The sequence below is a fragment of the Microbacterium sp. NPDC055903 genome (genome assembly GCF_053615555.1).
The window spans coordinates 183,268-201,168 of sequence record NZ_JBSHCA010000001.1 but is presented as its reverse complement, the minus strand read 5'-3'; the positions used below and the strand labels follow the sequence as shown (position 1 = coordinate 201,168).

Genomic DNA, 17,901 nt, shown 5'->3' with positions numbered 1-17,901 from the left:
ACCGCATGCGGACGGCTGCCCCCTGGAGCCGCCCGCACGCGTGTCCCGCTACTTCCGGCCGAACACTTCGCCCTCCATGGCGTCGTAGCCCTCGGCCTGCGGATCGCCGTGGCTTCCGCCGGAGAGCGCGTACTCCTCCTCGGGGGAGAGCACGAGCCTGTGCCGGAAGACCAGCGCGAAGCCGAGCAGGATCACGGCGTACACGATCGCGATCGCGATGATCGCCGGTCCGAAGGTCGGGTTCAGGAGGAATCCGACGAAGATGAGCGCCGCGATGACGAGCGCGATCACAGCCCCGGGGATGCCCCACGGGCTGCGGTAGGGGCGTTCCACGTTCGGGTACTTGTAGCGCAGGATGATGAACGAGATGAGCTGCAGGCCGTAGGCGAGCACCGCGCCCCAGACCGCGATGTTCAGCACGATCGCGCCGGCCACGGTGCCCGCGCCCTCTTCGTCGACCGCGGTCAGCAGATCGAGCACCACGAGGGCGACGAAGCCGATCACCGCTCCGACGAGCAGCGCCACCCACGGGGTCTGCCGCTTGCCGGTCAGCGAGAGGAAGCGCGGGTAGTACCCGGCGCGGGACAGCGAGTACATGTTGCGGCCGTAGGCGAACATGATGCCCTGCAGCGATGCCAGCAGGCCGATGAGGGCGAACAGGGCGAGCACCGCCGCCCATTGGTCGCCGACGATGGCGCGGAAGCCGTCCAGCAGGGGCTCGCCCGCCGTGCCCGTCGCCTCGGCGCCGATGACGCCGGTGTTCAAGAACAGCACGAGCAGACCCGTGACGATGAGGGTCCCGCGGGCCCAGAAGCCCGCCCGCGGGATGTCCCTGGTCGGGTTGTGCGACTCCTCCGCGGCCAGCGGCAGCTCCTCGATGCCGAGGAAGAACCACATGGCGAACGGCAGGGCGAACAGGATGGGGAGCACCCCGTGCGGCAGGAACGCGGTCTGCCCTGGATCGGGAGCGATGTCCCACAGCGCGTCCCAGCTGAACGCGCCGGAGAAGATCGCCATCGCCGAGAAGACGAGGATGATGCCGATCGAGATCACCGAGACGACGATCGCGAAGCGGAACGAGATCGCGGCCCCGGCGGAGTTCAACGCGATGAAGACGATGTACAGGATGATGTAGAGCAGCCAGCCAGGCAGAGTGACTCCCAGCAGTGGATCCAGGATGCCGTTCACATAGCTCGCGGAGAAGTACACGATCACCGCCGTCGTGGCGACATACTCGATCGTCTCGGCGGCTCCGGTGATGAGGCCTCCCCACGGGCCCATCGCCGAGCGGGCGAAGGAGTACGCGCCACCGGTGTGCGGCATCGCCGCCGCCATCTCGCCGATCGCGAAGATCATGCCGTAGTACATCGCGACGAGGATGACGAAGGCGATCAGCATCCCGCCGAAGCCCGCGAAGTCGATGCCGAAGTTCCACCCGGAGAAGTCACCGGAGATGACGGCGGCGACGGCGAGGCCCCACAGCCCCCAGACTCCGGCGCTGCGCTTGAGGGTTCTCTTCTCGAAGTACTCGCTGCCGGCTCGTGTATAGGTCGCCCCAGCGACCTTGCGGGACCCACTGTGTTGCTCAGACATCCGAACTCCGTTCGCACCTGGACAGACGCGGGCTGCGCCTTGACCGCGATTGTGGCACTTAATGGTGGGTTGCGTCTACCTTTAGATGTGAAAGTGATCTAGGGTGCGAAGAGCCGGCGCAGCGCCGGGCGATGGATCTGACGGGAGCGTGACATGCCGGGCAATCTCAGCGTCGAGCAACTGGGGAACGCGATCGCGGCGGGGGAGATCGACACGGTCATCGTCGCCTTCGCCGATGCGCAGGGGCGCCTGGTGGGCAAGCGCGTCTCCGCACGGCTGTTCCAGGAGGAGGTGCTCGCTCACGGCGCGGAGGCCTGCGACTACCTGCTCTCCGTGGATGTCGACATGAACACGGTCGACGGCTACGCGATGAGCGGCTGGGACAAGGGATACGGCGACATGGTGCTGCGCCCCGATCCAGCGACCCTCCGCCGCATTCCATGGCTCGCGGGCACCGCGCTCATCATGAGCGACCTCGTCTGGGAGAGCGGCGACCCCGTCGCGCCGTCGCCGCGCGCGATCCTCGACCGCCAGCGCGCCAGGCTCGCCGAACGCGGGTGGACGGCGTACTCGGGCACCGAGCTGGAGTTCATCGTGTTCGACGACACCTACCGGCAGGCCTGGGCGAAGGGATACCGCGACCTCACGCCGTCGACGGATTACAACGTCGACTACGACCTGCTCGCCTCCAGCCGCCTCGAGCCGCTGCTGCGCGATATCCGCAACGGCATGGACGGCGCGGGGCTGTACTGCGAGGGCGTGAAGGGCGAGTGCAATCTCGGCCAGCAGGAGATCGCGTTCCGCTACGCGGAGGTCCGCGAGACGGCCGACCAGCACGCGATCTACAAGAACGGGGCGAAGACGATCGCCGAACAGCACGGCCAGGCGCTCACCTTCATGGCGAAGTTCAACGAGCGCGAGGGCAACAGCTGCCACATCCATCTCTCCCTCCGGGGCGCAGACGGCGCGCCTGTCATGTCCGGTGACGGCGAGTACGGATTCAGCCGCGTCATGGAGCACTGGATCGCCGGCATCCTCGCGACCCTCAAGGAGTTCACGCTGCTCTACGCGCCGAACATCAACTCCTACAAGCGCTTCGCCAAAGGCAGCTTCGCCCCGACCGGCATCGCCTGGGGCGTCGACAACCGCACCTGCGCGCTGCGCGTGATCGGGCACGGGCCGTCGCTCAGGGTGGAGAACAGGGTGCCGGGCGGCGACGTCAATCCGTACCTCGGAATCTCCGCGATCATCGCGGGCGGCCTGTACGGCATCGAGAACGAGCTGGAGCTCCCGCCGCGGCTGGCCGGCTCCGCGTATGACGCGGACGTCGACCATCTGCCGACGACGCTGAGAGAGGCGGCCAGACTGTTCAGCGAATCCGCCATCGCCAGGGCCGCCTTCGGCGACGACGTCGTCGATCACTACCTCAACCAGGCGCGCATCGAGATCGAGGCCTACGACGCCGCCGTCACAGACTGGGAGCGCATCCGTGGTTTCGAGCGACTCTGAGCGACCGCCGCTCGTCGGCGTCACGACCTACCTCGAGCGTGCCCAGCAGGGCGTGTGGGATGTCCGTGCGGCGTTCCTCCCTGAGCAGTACCTCACCGGTGTGACTGACGCAGGCGGCGTGGCCGTGCTCCTTCCCCCGCAGCGCGAGAATGTCGCGGATGCCGCGATCACCGGCCTCGACGGGCTCATCCTCACCGGAGGGGCCGACGTCGCCCCCGAGCTCTACGGCGCCGAACGGCATCCGCTCACCGACCCTGCACGCGTCGACAGAGACGCCTGGGAGCTTGCGCTGTTCCGAGCCGCGGAGCGGCGGCGGATGCCCGTGCTCGCGATCTGTCGCGGGCTGCAGCTCGTGAACGTCGCCCGCGGCGGCTCGCTGCAGCAGCACCTTCCTGAGTCGCTCGGGACGGAGAGGTACCGCATCGGCGGGGGCGTGTTCGCGGAGAACGAGGTCGAGGTGGCGGAGGGGACGGCGCTGTCCGGCATCCTCGGGGCGGGGGAGTTCCGCGTGCACAGCTACCACCACCAGGGGATCGACCGCCTCGGGGAGGGGCTGGCGTCCGCCGCTCGGTCCGACGACGGCCTCGTGCAGGCGTTCGAGGGCACCGGAGACGCCTATCTCGTCGGCGTCCAGTGGCATCCGGAGGAGAACGCGGAGGATCGTCGCCTGTTCGCGGACCTCGTCGATCAGGCGCGCGCGTTCTCGGCACAGCATCAGGAGGAACAGCACCAGGAGAAGGAGGCAGCGCGATGAGCGCGTTCACCGTCATCAACCCGGCCACCGGTGAGGCCGTGCGCGATATCGCCCGCGCGAGCATCGATGAGGTCGACGAGGCTGTCGCACGCGCGGTCGCCGCCCAACGGGCATGGGCGGCGCTGGCCCCGGTCGCCAGAGCCGATGCCCTGCGCGCGTTCGCGAGGGCTGTGGAGGGCGCCGCCGAGGAACTGGCGCAGCTGGAGGTGCTCAACTCCGGGCATCCGATCGGCTCCGCGCGCTGGGAGGCCGGGCACGTCGCCCAGGTGTTGAACTACTACTCCGCCGACCCGGAGCGGCTCTCGGGGCGGCAGATCCCCGTCGCCGGCGGATTGGACGTGACCTTCCACGACCCCTATGGCGTGGTCGGCGTGATCGTGCCGTGGAACTTCCCGATGACGATCGCCTCCTGGGCCTTCGCCCCGGCGCTCGCCGCGGGCAACGCCGTCGTGCTGAAGCCCGCAGAGCTCACGCCGCTCACCGCGCTCCGGCTCGGCGAGCTGGCGCTCGAGGCAGGGCTTCCCGACGGCCTGTTCCAGGTGATCACGGGGTCGGGTTCACTGGTCGGCCAGCGATTCGTCTCGCACCCGGACGTCCGCAAGGTCGTCTTCACCGGATCGACCGAGGTCGGGGTCGACGTCGCGGCCGGCTGCGCGCGGATGCTGAAGCCGGTCACCCTCGAGCTCGGCGGGAAGTCCGCGAACATCGTCTTCGCGGACGCCGACCTCGAGCGTGCGGCCAGGGCCGTGCCCGGTTCAGTGTTCGACAATGCGGGCCAGGACTGCTGCGCGCGCAGCCGCCTGCTCGTGCAGCGCAGCGTCTACGATCGCTTCCTCGAACTGCTGGAGCCGGCCGTCACCGCCTGGCGCGTCGGCGACCCGCGGGAGGAGAGCACCGACATGGGGCCGCTCATCTCGGCATCCCATCGCGACACCGTCGCCTCCTTCCTCGACGGTGCGGACATCGCGTTCCGTGGGAGCGCTCCGGACGGACCGGGCTTCTGGCTCGCCCCCGCCGTCGTCCTCGCCCGGCCGGGCGACCGCATCGCGCAGGAGGAGGTCTTCGGGCCTGTGGTCTCCGTGCTCCCGTTCGAGGACGAGGCCGACGCCATCCGCCTCGCGAACGACACGATCTACGGCCTGGCCGGGTCGCTGTGGACCGAGAACCTCGGACGCGCCGTGCGGGTGGCCCGCGGAGTGCGCAGCGGCGTGCTCTCGGTCAACTCGCACTCCTCGGTGCGGTACGCGACGCCGTTCGGGGGGATGAAGGCCTCGGGTCTCGGGCGCGAGCTCGGCTCGGACGCGGCCGAGCATTTCACCGAGACGAAGAACGTCTTCTTCGCCACCGATGCCGTGTGAACAGCGTCGACGCCATTCAGCCCACACACCCGGAGGAGTACACATGACCATCGATCTCACCCAGCGTCTGAAGGACCGAGTCGCGGTGATCACCGGCGGCGCGAGCGGCATCGGCCTCGCCACCGCCCGACGTTTCGCCGCCGAGGGCGCCTTCGTCGTGATCGCCGACGTCGACCCGGCCACGGGCGAAGCCGCCGCGAGCGAGGTGGGCGGCGTCTTCAGGCCGGTCGACGTCGCCGACGAGGACAAGGTGAACGCGCTCTTCGACGGCGTGGCCGCCGAGTTCGGCCGCCTCGACATCGCCTTCAACAACGCCGGAATCTCCCCGGCCGATGACGACTCGATCGAGACGACGGAGCTGCCCGCGTGGGACCGCGTGCAGGACGTCAACCTGAAGAGCGTGTACCTCTGCAGCCGCGCAGCGCTGCGGCACATGGTGCCGGCCGGCCGAGGCTCGATCATCAACACGGCCTCCTTCGTCGCGCTGCTGGGCTCTGCCACCTCGCAGATCAGCTACACCGCGTCCAAGGGCGGGGTGCTCGCGATGTCCAGGGAGCTCGGCGTGCAGTTCGCCCGACAGGGCGTGCGCGTGAACGCGCTGTGCCCCGGCCCGGTGAACACGCCGCTGCTGCAGGAGCTGTTCGCGAAGGATCCGGAGCGCGCCCAGCGCCGTCTCGTGCACGTGCCGATGGGGCGCTTCGCGGAGCCCGAGGAGCTCGCCGCCGCGGTCGCGTTCCTGGCGTCCGACGACTCGTCCTTCATCACCGCCAGCGCGTTCGTGGTCGACGGCGGCATCACGAACGCCTACGTCACGCCGCTCTGATCGGCTGTGAGAGGCTGAGACGATGAGCATTCCCCTTCCCGAGAGCGAGCTGGAGGGCGTACGCAGGGCGGTCTACCGGCCGCTCCGGCAGGGGAATGCGCTGGAGGACACGGTCGCGAGACTCGTGCAGACCGTGCGGCTCGGCGTCGTGGCCCCCGGAGACTCGCTTCCTCCGGAGCGCGAGCTCGCCGCGTCGTACGGCGTCAGCCGCGACACGGTGCGCGAGGCCATCAGGGAGCTCGCCGATGCGGGCTACCTCGTGCCTCGGCGCGGAAGGTACGGCGGGACGTTCGTGGCTGATCCGTTGCCGAGCCCGAGGGACGCCGGTCGCGCGGAACCCGCCGAGATCGATGACGTGCTGGGCCTGCGCCGTGTGCTGGAGAGCGGTGCGGCGCGCGGCGCCGCAGCGAGGCCGCTGGATGCCGCGACCCGCGCCGACCTGTGGGCGCGTCATGAGGCGGCGCTGCCCGCAGGGCCGGAGGAGTACCGACGGCTGGACACGCTGCTGCATCTCGCGATCGCGGAGGCCGCAGGCATCCCCTCCCTCGTCGCCCTCGTCGCCGAGAACAGGGCGCGGGTGAACGTCTGGCTCGACACGTTCCCACTGCTTCCCCGCAACATCGAGCATTCCGGCGAGCAGCACGGCCGGATCGTCACGGCGATCCTGGCCGGCCAGCCGGATGCCGCGGACGCCGCGATGCGCGACCATCTCGCAGGGTCAGAGGCGCTACTGCGTGGCTTCCTCTCCTGAGCGGAGGCGCGACCTGCGCGGGGGCATGCTGCCTCAGGGTGCCGGGGTGAGCGAAGACGCCGCCTCGTGCAGGAGGTCGAGGAAGGCGTCGCCGAGCGCGCGGTTGTCCGGCTGGGCGCGCCGCGCGGCGAGCAGACGCGTCGTCGGCGAACCGGCCAGCGGCACGAGCGCGATGGATGCCGGCACGAGCTGACGGACGGACTCGGGGAGGATGCTCGCACCCACTCCGGCCGCGACGAACCCGAGCGCGGTCTCCTGATGAACGACCTCCTCGACGACGTGCGGGCGGCGTCCCGTCGACGAGAGCGCATCAGCGACACGGTCGACGTACCCGGGCATGAGCGAGCGCGGGTACGAGATCTGCGGCACCTCGATGATCTCGTGGGCGGTCACCTCGATGCGGCCTGCGAGCGGGTGATCCACCGGAAGACAGGCGACCAGGCGCTCCTCGAAGACGACCTCGGTCGTCAGCGCGGGGGACGACGGATCGGAGCCGGGCAGCTCGTCGCGGACGATCCCGACGTCGAGGGTGCCGTCCCGCAGCCGATCGAACTGCTCGCCCGAGGTGAGCGGCACGAGCGAGAGCGTCGCGCCGGGGCGGCGTGCGCGGAAGAGCTGGACGACGCCGGGGAGCACGGTGTAGTTCGCCGAGCTCACGAACCCTGCGGTCAGTGTGCCTGCGAGGCCGTCGACGTAATCCCTCATCTCGCCGCGCATGGCATCCACCTCCGCGAGGATCTGATGGGCTCTCGCCTGCAGATGGCGACCGGCCGGGGTGAGCGCGACGCGACGCGTGGTGCGCTCGAAGAGCGCCATCCCGACCTCCTGCTCCAGCCGCCCGACCTGGACGCTCAGCGGGGGCTGCGACATGTGCAGCTTCTGCGCCGCCCTGCCGAAATGGAGCTCGTCGGCGACGGTGACGAAGTATCGCAGCTGACGCAGTTCCATGCCCGCACGATACGGGTCTCGTATTACCGCTCCGTTACGAACGCATTGCGAGCAGAACGCTATCAATCGGGCAGGAAAACAGTATTTGACCTGGGGTTGTCCTGATGGGTTTCCTGGTGGGGAACCACCCCGATTCGGAGGACACCCCATGGCCGCAGACACCGCACCCGACACCCGCATCGACATGCTCTACCTCAGCGAGCCGGAGGTCATCGCCGCGGGGATGAAGGACATGGCGCGCTGCATGGAGGTCATGGAGGAGGTCCTCGTCCTCGTGGCGAAGGGCGACTATCGCATGGCGGGGAACTCGGCCAATTCGCACGGCGCGCAGATCGGCTTCCCGGCATCCTCTCCGTTCCCCGGGATGCCGTTGGATGCGGCGGACCGCCGTTTCATGGCCATGCCCGCCTACCTCGGCGGTCGCTTCGACACCGCCGGCGTCAAGTGGTACGGCTCGAACATCGACAACCGCGAGAAGGGGCTGCCGCGGTCGATCCACCTCATCGTGCTCAACGACAAGGAGACCGGAGCGCCCTTCGCGATCATGTCGGGAAACCTGGAGAGCGCCTACCGCACGGCAGCGGTCCCCGGCGCCGCCGCGAAGAAGCTGGCCCCGGTGAACGCCAAGACGCTCGGCATCATCGGCCCGGGCGCGATGAACAAGAGCGCGCTGCACGCCATGACCACGGCCCGCCCGAGCCTCGACACGATCCGCATCAACGGTCGTCGCCGCTCCACCTCCGAGACGTTCGCGGCGTACGTCGCCGAGCACTACCCGCAGTTCACGACCATCGAGATCGTCGATACGGTCGAGGGTGCGGTCCGCGACTCCGACATCGTCTCGGAGGCCGTGACCGGCCTCGTCGGATCGGAGAACTACCCGTACATCGACGGCGACTGGATCAAGCCGGGAGCGTTCCTCAGCCTGCCCGCGAACCTCCGCATGGACAAGGAGTACACGCTCTCGGGCAAGGCGCGTCTCATCGCGGACGCGAAGAAGATCTACGAGGCGTGGGCAGAGGAGTACCCGGCACCCTCGCACGAGACCGCGTTCGGCATGATCGGGCTGTACTGGCAGGACCTCATCGAGGCAGGAGAGCTCGACGCCTCGCGGGTCGTGAACATCGGCGACGTCTTCGACGGCACGGCGGTCGGCCGCGAGTTCGAGGAGCAGCCCGTGCTGTTCAGCGTCGGCGGCATGGGCGTCGAGGATGTCGCCTGGGCGAAGACGATCTATGAGAACGCGGTCGCGCAGGGGATCGGCACGACGCTGAACCTGTGGAACACCCCCGACCTGGCCTGAACGATGAGCACGCAGCACGAATCGCGGAACGAGTCCGCGACCTACGCCATCATCGGAGCAGGGCTCAGCGGTGCAGCGGCCGCCTGGCGGCTCGCGCAGACCGGAGCCGAGGTGATCGTGCTCGAGCGCGATGTCCCGGCATCCGAGCTCGGCAGCTCGCACGGATCGGCCCGCATCTTCCGCTACGGATATCTGGATCCGTTCTACGCAGAGCTCGTCGTGCGTGCCAAGGCATCCTGGGACGAGCTCGAGGCCGCCAGCGGTCGTCGACTCATCACGCCGAGCGGCTCGCTGGACTTCGGCGCGGTCCGCAACCCGCGCGGCCTCGCCGACGTGCTGGAGACGGTCGGCGTCGATCACGAGCTGCTCAGCCGTGAGCAGGCGTCCGATCGGTGGCCGCAGCTGCGCTTCGACACCGAGACGCTGTGGCATCCCGGCGCCGGCGTCATCGATGCGGAGTCCGCCGTGCACGCGATGCTCGAGCTCGCGCAGGCCGCGGGAGCACAGCTGCGCACTGGCTGGGAGGCCGTCTCGGTCAGGCACGGCTTCACCGGCTACGAGATCACCTCCGCGACCGGTCGCCGTGTGCACGCCGAGCAGGTCATCGTCGCGGCGGGGGGATGGCTTCCCGCCCTGCTCGCCGAGCTCGATCTCCCCGGCGGCTTCGCCGATGCGATGCCGCAGTTCGAGGTGCGCCAGGAGAACGCGTTCCATTTCCCGTACCGGGATGCCGCGGACCAGGGCGAGCCGGCGCCGGGGGATGCGACGAGCTGGCCCACGTTCATCTACAAGGGCGAGCAGATCCAGACGTACAGCCTGCCAGGGGGTCGCGACGCGGGCTTCCGGGGCCAGAAGATCGCCGAGTACAACGGCGGGCGGGCCATCGCATCCGCCCGAGACCAGGACGGCGTCATCGACCAGGAGAACAGGGCGCGGGTGTCGGAGTTCGTGGGCGACTTCCTCCCCGGTCTCGCACCGGAATCGTATGCCGAGACGACCTGCCTTTTCACCAACGTGCCGCGCGACGACATGATCATCGACAGGGCCGCGGGCGTCACGATCGTCTCGCCGTGCTCCGGGCAGGGCGCGAAGTTCGCTCCACTCATCGGCGAGCTCGTGCTCGATCTCGTGTCGGGTTCTCAGCACGCGGCCGAGCGCTTCCGTGCTGTGGGCCAGCGCTTCGTCGGAGTCGGCGCATGAGCGGGCGCGCTGATGCGAACGCGCTGCTCGCCGAGATCGCCGGCATCGGCGTCGACGAAGCGAGGGGCGGGTACAGCCGACCGGTGTTCTCGGAGGCGGAGCTCGCGCTGCGGTCCTGGTTCATCGCCCGCGCCCGCGAGCGCGATCTGGAGGTCGAGACCGACGGCAACGGCATCATCTGGGCATGGTGGGACGTGCCGGGGCGCGCGCGGACGGATGCCGTCGTCACCGGCTCCCACCTGGACTCGGTCCCCGGCGGCGGCAACTTCGACGGTCCGCTCGGCGTCGTCAGCGGGCTCGCCGCCGTCGACGCGCTGAGAGCCGGGGGAGTGCAGCTGAAGCGCCCGCTCGCCGTCGCGGTGTTCCCCGAGGAGGAGGGCTCCCGGTTCGGCGTCGCGTGCCTCGGCTCGCGCCTGCTCGCGGGCATCCTCGCCCCCGAGCGCGTCAGGGCGCTCAGGGACGAGACCGGTCGCAGCTACGCGGAGGTCGCGGCGGATGCCGGCTTCGACCCCGGGGCCATCGGCGCCGATCCCGCACGCCTGAACGGCGTCTCGGCCTTCGTCGAGCTGCACGTCGAGCAGGGGCGCGGTCTGATCGATCTCGATCAGCCGGTGGCGATCGCCGGCGCGATCATCGCGCACGGGCGGTGGCACGTGCGGATCGACGGTCGGGGTGACCACGCGGGCGCGACGAGGATGGCGGATCGGCAGGATCCCGTCGTCGTGGCGGCCGCCGCCGTGCGAAGCCTCAGGGAGCGCACCCTCGCCGTCGATGACGCGCGCGGCACGGTGGGCCGGATCTCGGTCGTCCCCGGGGGAACCAATGTCATCGCCTCCTCCGTCGATCTCTGGATCGACGTCCGCCATCGCTCGGAGGAGGACGTCCGCGCGATCGTCGCCCAGGTGACGGGGGACATCGTGCGGGCGGCCGACGACGAGGGCTGCGCGGTCGTCGTGAGCGAGCAGTCCTTCTCGCCGACGGCGGTGTTCGACCCTGCGCTCGGTGCGGCGCTGCAGTCCGTCCTGCCCGATGCCCCCGTCCTCGACACCGGGGCGGGGCACGATGCGGGGGTGCTCGCCGAGGCCATCCCGACCGCGATGCTCTTCGTCCGCAATCCCAGCGGCGCCTCGCACACTCCCGCCGAGCACTCGGAGCCTGCCGACGTGCAGGCCGGGGTCGAAGCGCTCACCCGAGTGCTCGAGAATCTGCTCACACGCTGAACCCGATCGACCCGATCAACCCGAAAGGAGCACGACATGGACATCACCTCCCAGATCAACACGGGATGGATGCTCACCGCGACCGTCGCCGTCACCCTGATGCTGCCCGGTCTCGCGCTGTACTACGGCGGGCTGTCCCGCACCAAGAACATCCTCAACACCATGATGATCGTGTTCGGCGGATTCGCCGTGACGGCGGTCCTCTGGGTGCTCTTCGGCTACGGCCTCACCCTCGGCGACTCCGTGGGGGGAGCGGGGCTGATCGGGGACCCGACCACACTCTTCGGCATCCAGTCGCTGCTGGGCGCTGAGACGCCGGAGGGCGCGGTCCCCGGCATCCTCATCGCGGTGTTCCAGCTGATCTTCGCCGGCCTCACCGTCGGCATCATCGGCGGTGCGGTCGAAGGGCGCATGAAGTTCTCCGCGTGGCTGGTCTTCGCGGGTCTCTGGGCGACCCTGGTGTACTTCCCCGTGGCGCACTGGGTGTTCGCCTTCGACGCCGCGGACGGCTCGACGACGGGCGGCTGGATCGCCAACGGACTGCACGCCATCGACTTCGCCGGAGGCACGGCCGTGCACATGAACGCGGGTGTCGCTGCTCTCGTCCTGGCGTTCTTCCTCGGACGCCGTCGCGACTTCCCGCACGTCGGCCGGCCGGGCAACCTGCCCATCGCGATCGTGGGCGGCGGCCTGCTGCTCGTGGGCTGGTACGGCTTCAACGGCGGGTCGTCCGGAGGCATCAACGAGAGCGCAGGCGTCGCGGTGACGAACACGCTCATCGCGGCGTGCGCAGGCCTGCTGGGATGGCTGATCGTCGAGCGGATCGTCCGGAAGGCCGCGACCTCGCTCGGCGCGATCTCCGGCATCCTGGGCGGGCTGGTGGCGATCACGCCGGCGGCCAACTCCGTCTCGCCGGTCGGCGCGATCATCATCGGGATCCTCGGCGGGGTCGTCGCCTTCGCCACGCTGAGCCTGAAGGAGAAGCTCCGCTACGACGACGCGCTGGACGCCGTCGCCATCCACATGTTCCCCGGCATCTTCGGCACGCTGGCGATCGGGTTCCTCGCCGATCCGTCCTCCCCGGCGGGTGCCACGGGCATCTTCTTCGGCGGCGACTGGTCGCTGCTCGGGACCCAGGCGCTGGCGATCGTGTCGGTGTTCGTGTACACCTTCATCGTGACCGCCCTGATCGCCTGGGCGCTGAAGAAGACCATGGGGCTCCGCGTCTCAGACGCCGTGGAGAACACCGGTCTGGACACCACCCTGCACGCCGAGACCGCCTACGATCTGGACGACGTGCGCTCCTGAGCGCCGCGCCCGAAAGGACAGTGACATGAAGCTCATCACCGCCGTCGTCCAGCCCAGCGCGCTGGAGCCCGTCAAGACCGCGCTCGCCGAGGTGGGGGTCGCCGGAATGACGATCTCCGATGCGAAGGGGCACGGCACCCAGACCGGCAAGGTCGAGGTGTACCGCTCTCAGCGGGTCAAGGTCGACTTCCTCCCCAAGATCCGCATCGAGACGGTCGTCACCGATGAGGCGCTGGATGCCGCGCTGACGGCGATCCAGGATGCTGCGCGCACCGGGTCGATCGGTGACGGCAAGATCTGGGTGACCGAGGTCGCGCAGGTGATCCGCGTCCGCACCGGTGAGACCGGTCCGACCGCGGTCCAGCAGTAGCACGATGCTGCACGCCGATCCCGGGGTCGTTCGGCCCGCCGACGTCGCGTCGGTGCCGTGGGCGAACGGCCTCGGGATCACGCGCGTGCTGCTGGAGCGCGAGAACTGGCGCATCAGCGTCGCCGAGATCGACGGACGGGCTCCCTTCTCGGAACTGCCCGGCGTGAGCAGGGTGCTCATCCCGGTGCGCGGGGAGGGGCTGCTGCTGCGGATCGATGGTCGGCTCCAGGACGCGAACCGGGGGCTGCTGATCGCCTTCCGCGGTGAGGACCCCGTCACCGCCGAGACGGTCAGCGGCCCGGTGTCCGTGGTCAACCTCATGGTGCGAAGGGCCGCTGCGGCGATGGACGTGCGCGCAGGGCTGCCGGTGCCCGTCGCAGCGGACGCGGATGCCGTGGTCGTGGCGGGCGCGGGGGCAGCAATGGACGGCTGCGCGCTCGAGCCGGGGACGGTTCTGCTTCCCGGTGCATGGGCGCGTCTGGTCGCTCCCGACGACGCGGTCGTGTCGGTCCGCATCCGCGCGCTCGCCTCCGCGCAGTGACGAGTTGCGGCGGGCAGCTCGACGTCAGCCCTCGAGAGGCCCCAGCCACGCGCTCGCGGCGGTCGCATGCGCGGATTCGGGATCGCTCGGATGGAACATCCCCGCGATGACATCGCGATACAGCCGTGACAGCTCGTTGGAGGAGAAGTACGCCCCGCCGCCCGCGGTGAGGATCGCTTCGTCGACGACCTGCTTGGCCATGGTCACGGCGCGGTGCTTCACGCCCGACAGGAGCGTGAACCAGCGGCCGCCATGGTCGGCCATGGCATCCACATCACGCGCGAGAGCGGCGATCTGGGGCGGCAGCGCGTCGTAGGCGAGGGCCATGTCGGCGATGCGCCAGCGGATGTCGGGGTCCTGGCTGTAGGCGGCGCCGGTCTTCTTCGAGCGCCGCGCCTGCACGGTCGCCACGGCGAGCTCCAGCGCGCGGTGCGCTATGCCGGTGTACACCGAGGCGAGAAGGATCTCGAACACGCTGAAGATCCCGAAGACGATGGGGTCGGGGCTCGGGCCGGGATCGATCCGGCGCACGACGTGCGCGGGGGATGCCACGGCGTCGTTCAACCGGGTCGTCCGACTCTGCGTCGCACGCATTCCGAGGGTGTCCCAGTCGTCACCCGTCACGATGGCGTCGCTGCGGTCGACGAACGCGAACACGAGCTTGGGTGCGTCGGGGGATGTCGTATCGAGCCCGTGGAGTCCGAGCCTCGTCCAGACCGGGGCGAGCGAGGTGAAGATCTTCGTGCCGGTGAACGCATACCCGCCGTCCGCCGTGGGAACCGCGGCGGTGTCGCTGCCGAAGAGGACGAGGTCGTTGCCGCCCTCGCTGATCCCGAACGCGAACACCTCACCGGCGACGGCACCGGTCTGCACGAACTCCAGCCCGGCGATGCCGCGGTCGCTGAAGACCTTCGCGACGCCGGTCCAGACGAGATGCATGTTGATCGCGAGGGCGGTCGCGGGCGCAGCGCTCGCCAGGCGCTGCTGCAGCACGGCGGCCTCTTCGAGACCGAGCCCTGCTCCGCCGAGTGAGGCAGGCACGAGGATGCGCAGGTATCCGGCCTCCCTCAGCTCGTCGAGATCCTGCTGGGGGAAGGTGTTCTCGCGATCGTGGATCGGTGCGCGCTCGCGGATGCGTTCGATGAGGTCATCGGGCAGGTAGGCGGCCGGATCGAAGCCCGAGGCGCTCACGAGAGAGCCTCCAGGAGCTGACGCACGGTGTCGTCCGGCTTGTCACGGTGCGGCGAGTGCCCCGCGCCCTCGACGATCGACATGGTGATGAGCGGGTTCGCGGCGAGCACGTCGTCGGCGACCGGCCCGGTGAACAGGCTGTATACCTCGGGATCCGCTCCGATGACGTGGGTCGGCACCGTCAGGGCGCGGGCCGCGTTCCGTACGTCCCACGGGGTGTTCTGCGTGCTCGTCTGCGCGACGGCCCACGCGCTCGCGCGGGTCACGGCGTCCACCTTGAGCTCGAGGTCCTGCTCGTGCCAGTGCGGGTGCTCCTCGCGGACGACGTCGATGCGGTTGTCCGCGAAGGCGCGCTCCTGACTCCGCCGCACGATCGTCGCATCCCGATCGGCCACGAGGATGGCGGGGTCGATGAGGACGAGCCGGTTCGTCCAGGAGGGGGCGGATGCCGCTGCCACCGTGCCGGCCGCGCCGCCCAGCGAGTGGCCGATGACCGCATCCCAGGAGCCGCCGGATGCCGGCAGCGTCGCGCGGACGTCCTCGGCATACGCGCCGACGGTGTAGTCCAGCGCGCGCGGTGCGTCGCCGTGGCCGCGCAGGTCGACCGCGACCGCGTGCCAGCCGGCATCGGCCAGCGCATCGCCGAGGCGCCACATCAGGGCGCCAGAGGAGCCGAGCCCGTGCACGAGCAGGGCGTTCTTCGCAGAATCCGGTGAGCCCCAGGACAGCCGGGGCAGAGTCAGAGCAGCCACGGGATCAGCCTACGGCGGCCTCAGGCCAGCGGAGGCATGTCCGCAGCGATCGTGAGAACGCGGGCAGCGGCTTCATGCCCGCACTGCAGACGCTCGGCGAGGGGGAGGCTGCGCAGCGTCGCAGACAGGAACCCGGATGCGAAGGCATCGCCGGCACCGACCGGCTCGACGACGTCGACGACCGGGGCGGGGACGAACACCGCCGGCTCGCCTGCCTCGAATGCCGTCGCGCCGACATCGCCGTCCTTGACGACCAGCAGCGCGCAGTGCGGCAGATGCGCGCGGATCTCCTCCGGCGTCGCCGTGCCCCAGATCCGTTCGGCCTCGTCGCGACCGACGAAGGCGATGTCGGCGGCGTCGGCCAGTCGGGCGAGCACGGCTGCGGCCTCTTCCAACGACCAGAGCGCGCGCCGGTCGTTGACGTCGAAGGAGACGAGGGCGCCCGCGGTCCGGGCATCGGCGAAGAGCCGGTCGACCATCGCACCGGCCGACGCGGAGAGCGCAGGGGTGATGCCGGTGGTGTGCACGATGCGGACGTCCGAGAGGCGCTGGACGTCGAGGAATCCGGCAGACATCCGAGATGCCGCCGAACCTCGCCGGTAGTAGAAGACCGACGAGCCCTCGGCGCCTGGGTCCTTGAACATCACTCCGGTGGGGGCATCGGCGTCGCGCTCGATCCATGGCTGGACGCCACGGCGCTCCAGCTCTGACACGATGCGGTCGCCGAGCGGATCCGCGCCGAGCCTGGAGGCCCAGGCGACCCTGTGCCCGGCGGCGGCGAGGCCTGCGGCGACGTTGGACTCGGCCCCTGCCAGCCCGAGAGACGCTTCGGATGCGGCGGCGAGCGTCTCATCGGTCGGGGTGACGAGGATCATGGTCTCGCCGATGCAGACGATCTCTGGGGTGCTGCTCATGAAGGGGTGACCGCCACGGGTTCGGTGTCCGGATAGGGGCTGGGGTCGCGATGGCGCAGGTCGGGGAAGGCACGGACGAACACCACGGAGACGACCACTCCGACGATAGCGAACAGGGCCGCGGCGAGATACGCGCCTCGCGCGCCGCCTGTGCTGTCGACGAGGAATCCCGCGATCGCCGAGCCCGCAGCGGCGCCGATGAGCTGTCCCGTCCCCGCCCAGCCGAACGCCTCGGCCGTCTCGCTGAACTTCACGCTCGCCGTCGTGATGGCGAAGAGCACCGCGAGGGCGGGTGCGATGCCCATCCCGGCGATGAAGAGCGTCGCGCCGAGCCAGAAGGCGTTCAGCATGAACATCGTCAGGCACAGCCCGACGGTGACCAGCACCAGACGTCGCGCCATCGCCCAGGGGCCGATCGGGATGTGCCCGAAAGAGAGGCCGCCGACGAGGCTTCCCACCGAGAAGACGGCCAGCACGAGGCCTGCCTCCAGGCTGCCGTGCTCGAAGGTCGCGACCACGCCCACCTCGACGGCGGAGCAGGCGCCGATGAGCAGGAACCCGATCACGGTGGCCAGTGCCACCGGCGACTTGAGCACGACCCGGCCGAAGCCGTGCCGGCTGCGCGGGATGCGCACACGGCCGACCTCGGGGGAGAGGATGAACCACCCGCAGCCCACGACGAGCATGATCGCGACGAGCAGCAGCCCCTCGGTCGTGCCCACCTGAGTCGACACGAGGGTGATGACGACGGGTGCCAGGATCCAGATGATCTCCTGCAGGGATGCATCCAGGGCGAACAGCGGGGTGAGCTGCGAGGAGTTCACGAGCTTCGGGTAGATCGTCCGCACGGCGGACTGGATGGGCGGGGTCGAGAGCCCCGAGAGCATCCCCAATGCCATGTAGCCGGGCAGGGACAGCGGGAGCACTGCCAACCCGAGCACGGCGAGGATGCAGACGGATGCCGTCAGTGAGATCACCCTGCGCATGCCCCACGCGCCCATCCAGCGGCTGGTGACGGGGCCGGCGACGGCCTGTCCGACCGATGTCGCGGCGAGGACGAGACCCGCGGCGCCGTACGATCCGGTCTGCTGCTCCACGTGCAGCAGGATCGCGAGGGACGCCATGCCGCCGGGGAAGCGCGCGGTGAGCTGCGCCGCGATCATCCGGCCGACGCCGGGGGTGCGAAGAAGGTCTCGATATCCCGCCACCAGACAACGGTAGCGACGCCTCGGCAGGACGTCATCACCCCGTCCGGTGCGACACGCCGCGACACGCCGGGGCGGACTTTCCACAGCCGATCCGATGTCCGAGGCCCGGCGTAGCGTCCCCGCTGTGGATGGATTTCGGATCAGCCCCCTCCGCCCGC

The 17,901-nt window shown here is 69.8% G+C and carries 17 protein-coding genes; 11 read left to right on the top strand and 6 right to left on the bottom strand.

The features are described from left to right. Positions 1-48 precede the first annotated feature (48 nt). The gene (locus ACWGJP_RS00975; protein ID WP_452327879.1) at positions 49-1,593 is read right to left on the bottom strand and encodes an amino acid permease; all 1,545 of its coding nucleotides are present in this window, start codon (positions 1,591-1,593) and stop codon (positions 49-51) included. 153 nt (positions 1,594-1,746) lie between these two features. On the opposite strand from ACWGJP_RS00975, the gene ACWGJP_RS00970 reads away from it, so the two are divergent. Genes ACWGJP_RS00970 through ACWGJP_RS00950 form a run of 5 tightly spaced genes read left to right on the top strand, consistent with a single transcriptional unit; the run spans position 1,747 to position 6,788 of the window. Continuing rightward, positions 1,747-3,102 (top strand): glutamine synthetase family protein, encoded by a 1,356-nt coding sequence (locus tag ACWGJP_RS00970; protein WP_452327878.1) that lies wholly within the window; start codon positions 1,747-1,749, stop codon positions 3,100-3,102. After that, on the top strand, positions 3,083-3,856 hold the full coding sequence (locus ACWGJP_RS00965) for a gamma-glutamyl-gamma-aminobutyrate hydrolase family protein (RefSeq protein ID WP_452327877.1): 774 nt from the start codon (positions 3,083-3,085) through the stop codon (positions 3,854-3,856). The genes ACWGJP_RS00970 and ACWGJP_RS00965 overlap by 20 nt, the downstream gene beginning before the upstream one ends. Continuing rightward, positions 3,853-5,214, top strand: coding sequence for an aldehyde dehydrogenase family protein (locus ACWGJP_RS00960; protein WP_452327876.1), 1,362 nt, complete (start codon positions 3,853-3,855; stop codon positions 5,212-5,214). Before ACWGJP_RS00965 ends, ACWGJP_RS00960 begins: the two co-directional genes overlap by 4 nt. Positions 5,215-5,257: 43 nt before the next feature. Beyond that, complete coding sequence (locus tag ACWGJP_RS00955) at positions 5,258-6,037, top strand: 3-oxoacyl-ACP reductase (protein WP_452327875.1); 780 nt, start codon at positions 5,258-5,260, stop codon at positions 6,035-6,037. A gap of 22 nt (positions 6,038-6,059) precedes the next feature. After that, positions 6,060-6,788 (top strand): FadR/GntR family transcriptional regulator, encoded by a 729-nt coding sequence (locus ACWGJP_RS00950; RefSeq protein ID WP_452327874.1) that lies wholly within the window; start codon positions 6,060-6,062, stop codon positions 6,786-6,788. A 33-nt stretch (positions 6,789-6,821) separates the two neighbouring features. Here ACWGJP_RS00950 and ACWGJP_RS00945 read toward each other — a convergent pair whose 3' ends face one another. After that, complete coding sequence (locus ACWGJP_RS00945; protein WP_452327873.1) at positions 6,822-7,736, bottom strand: LysR family transcriptional regulator; 915 nt, start codon at positions 7,734-7,736, stop codon at positions 6,822-6,824. Positions 7,737-7,884: 148 nt separating this feature from the next. Between ACWGJP_RS00945 and ACWGJP_RS00940 the strand changes: the two genes are divergently transcribed. The 6 genes from ACWGJP_RS00940 to ACWGJP_RS00915 are packed head-to-tail and all read left to right on the top strand — an operon-like array spanning position 7,885 to position 13,678. Further along, complete coding sequence (locus ACWGJP_RS00940; RefSeq protein ID WP_452327872.1) at positions 7,885-9,039, top strand: tyramine oxidase subunit B; 1,155 nt, start codon at positions 7,885-7,887, stop codon at positions 9,037-9,039. Positions 9,040-9,042: 3 nt separating this feature from the next. After that, positions 9,043-10,239, top strand: coding sequence for an FAD-dependent oxidoreductase (locus tag ACWGJP_RS00935; RefSeq protein WP_452327871.1), 1,197 nt, complete (start codon positions 9,043-9,045; stop codon positions 10,237-10,239). Then, positions 10,236-11,459, top strand: coding sequence for an allantoate amidohydrolase (locus ACWGJP_RS00930; RefSeq protein ID WP_452327870.1), 1,224 nt, complete (start codon positions 10,236-10,238; stop codon positions 11,457-11,459). The genes ACWGJP_RS00935 and ACWGJP_RS00930 overlap by 4 nt, the downstream gene beginning before the upstream one ends. 36 nt (positions 11,460-11,495) lie before the next feature. Further along, entirely contained in the window at positions 11,496-12,767 is a 1,272-nt protein-coding gene (locus tag ACWGJP_RS00925) for an ammonium transporter (RefSeq protein ID WP_452327869.1), read from the top strand. Positions 12,768-12,792: 25 nt separating this feature from the next. Further along, the gene (locus tag ACWGJP_RS00920; RefSeq protein WP_452327868.1) at positions 12,793-13,137 is read left to right on the top strand and encodes a P-II family nitrogen regulator; all 345 of its coding nucleotides are present in this window, start codon (positions 12,793-12,795) and stop codon (positions 13,135-13,137) included. Between the two features lie 4 nt (positions 13,138-13,141). Further along, positions 13,142-13,678, top strand: coding sequence for a HutD family protein (locus tag ACWGJP_RS00915; RefSeq protein WP_452327867.1), 537 nt, complete (start codon positions 13,142-13,144; stop codon positions 13,676-13,678). Positions 13,679-13,702: 24 nt separating this feature from the next. On the opposite strand, the gene ACWGJP_RS00910 is transcribed toward ACWGJP_RS00915, so the two are convergent. From ACWGJP_RS00910 to ACWGJP_RS00895, 4 genes are read right to left on the bottom strand one after another with little or no spacing between them, the layout of a single operon-like run. Then, positions 13,703-14,869 carry an acyl-CoA dehydrogenase family protein gene (locus ACWGJP_RS00910; RefSeq protein ID WP_452327866.1) on the bottom strand — a complete coding sequence of 389 codons (1,167 nt, stop codon included), beginning with the start codon at positions 14,867-14,869 and terminating at the stop codon, positions 13,703-13,705. Further along, positions 14,866-15,621, bottom strand: a complete 756-nt coding sequence (locus tag ACWGJP_RS00905; RefSeq protein WP_452327865.1) for an alpha/beta fold hydrolase — start codon at positions 15,619-15,621, stop codon at positions 14,866-14,868. The genes ACWGJP_RS00910 and ACWGJP_RS00905 overlap by 4 nt, the downstream gene beginning before the upstream one ends. A gap of 20 nt (positions 15,622-15,641) precedes the next feature. After that, positions 15,642-16,535: a sugar kinase gene (locus tag ACWGJP_RS00900; protein WP_452327864.1), complete on the bottom strand. Its 894-nt coding sequence runs from the start codon at positions 16,533-16,535 to the stop codon at positions 15,642-15,644. Beyond that, positions 16,532-17,698 (bottom strand): MFS transporter, encoded by a 1,167-nt coding sequence (locus ACWGJP_RS00895; RefSeq protein ID WP_452329475.1) that lies wholly within the window; start codon positions 17,696-17,698, stop codon positions 16,532-16,534. Before ACWGJP_RS00895 ends, ACWGJP_RS00900 begins: the two co-directional genes overlap by 4 nt. Between the last annotated feature and the right edge of the window lie 203 nt (positions 17,699-17,901).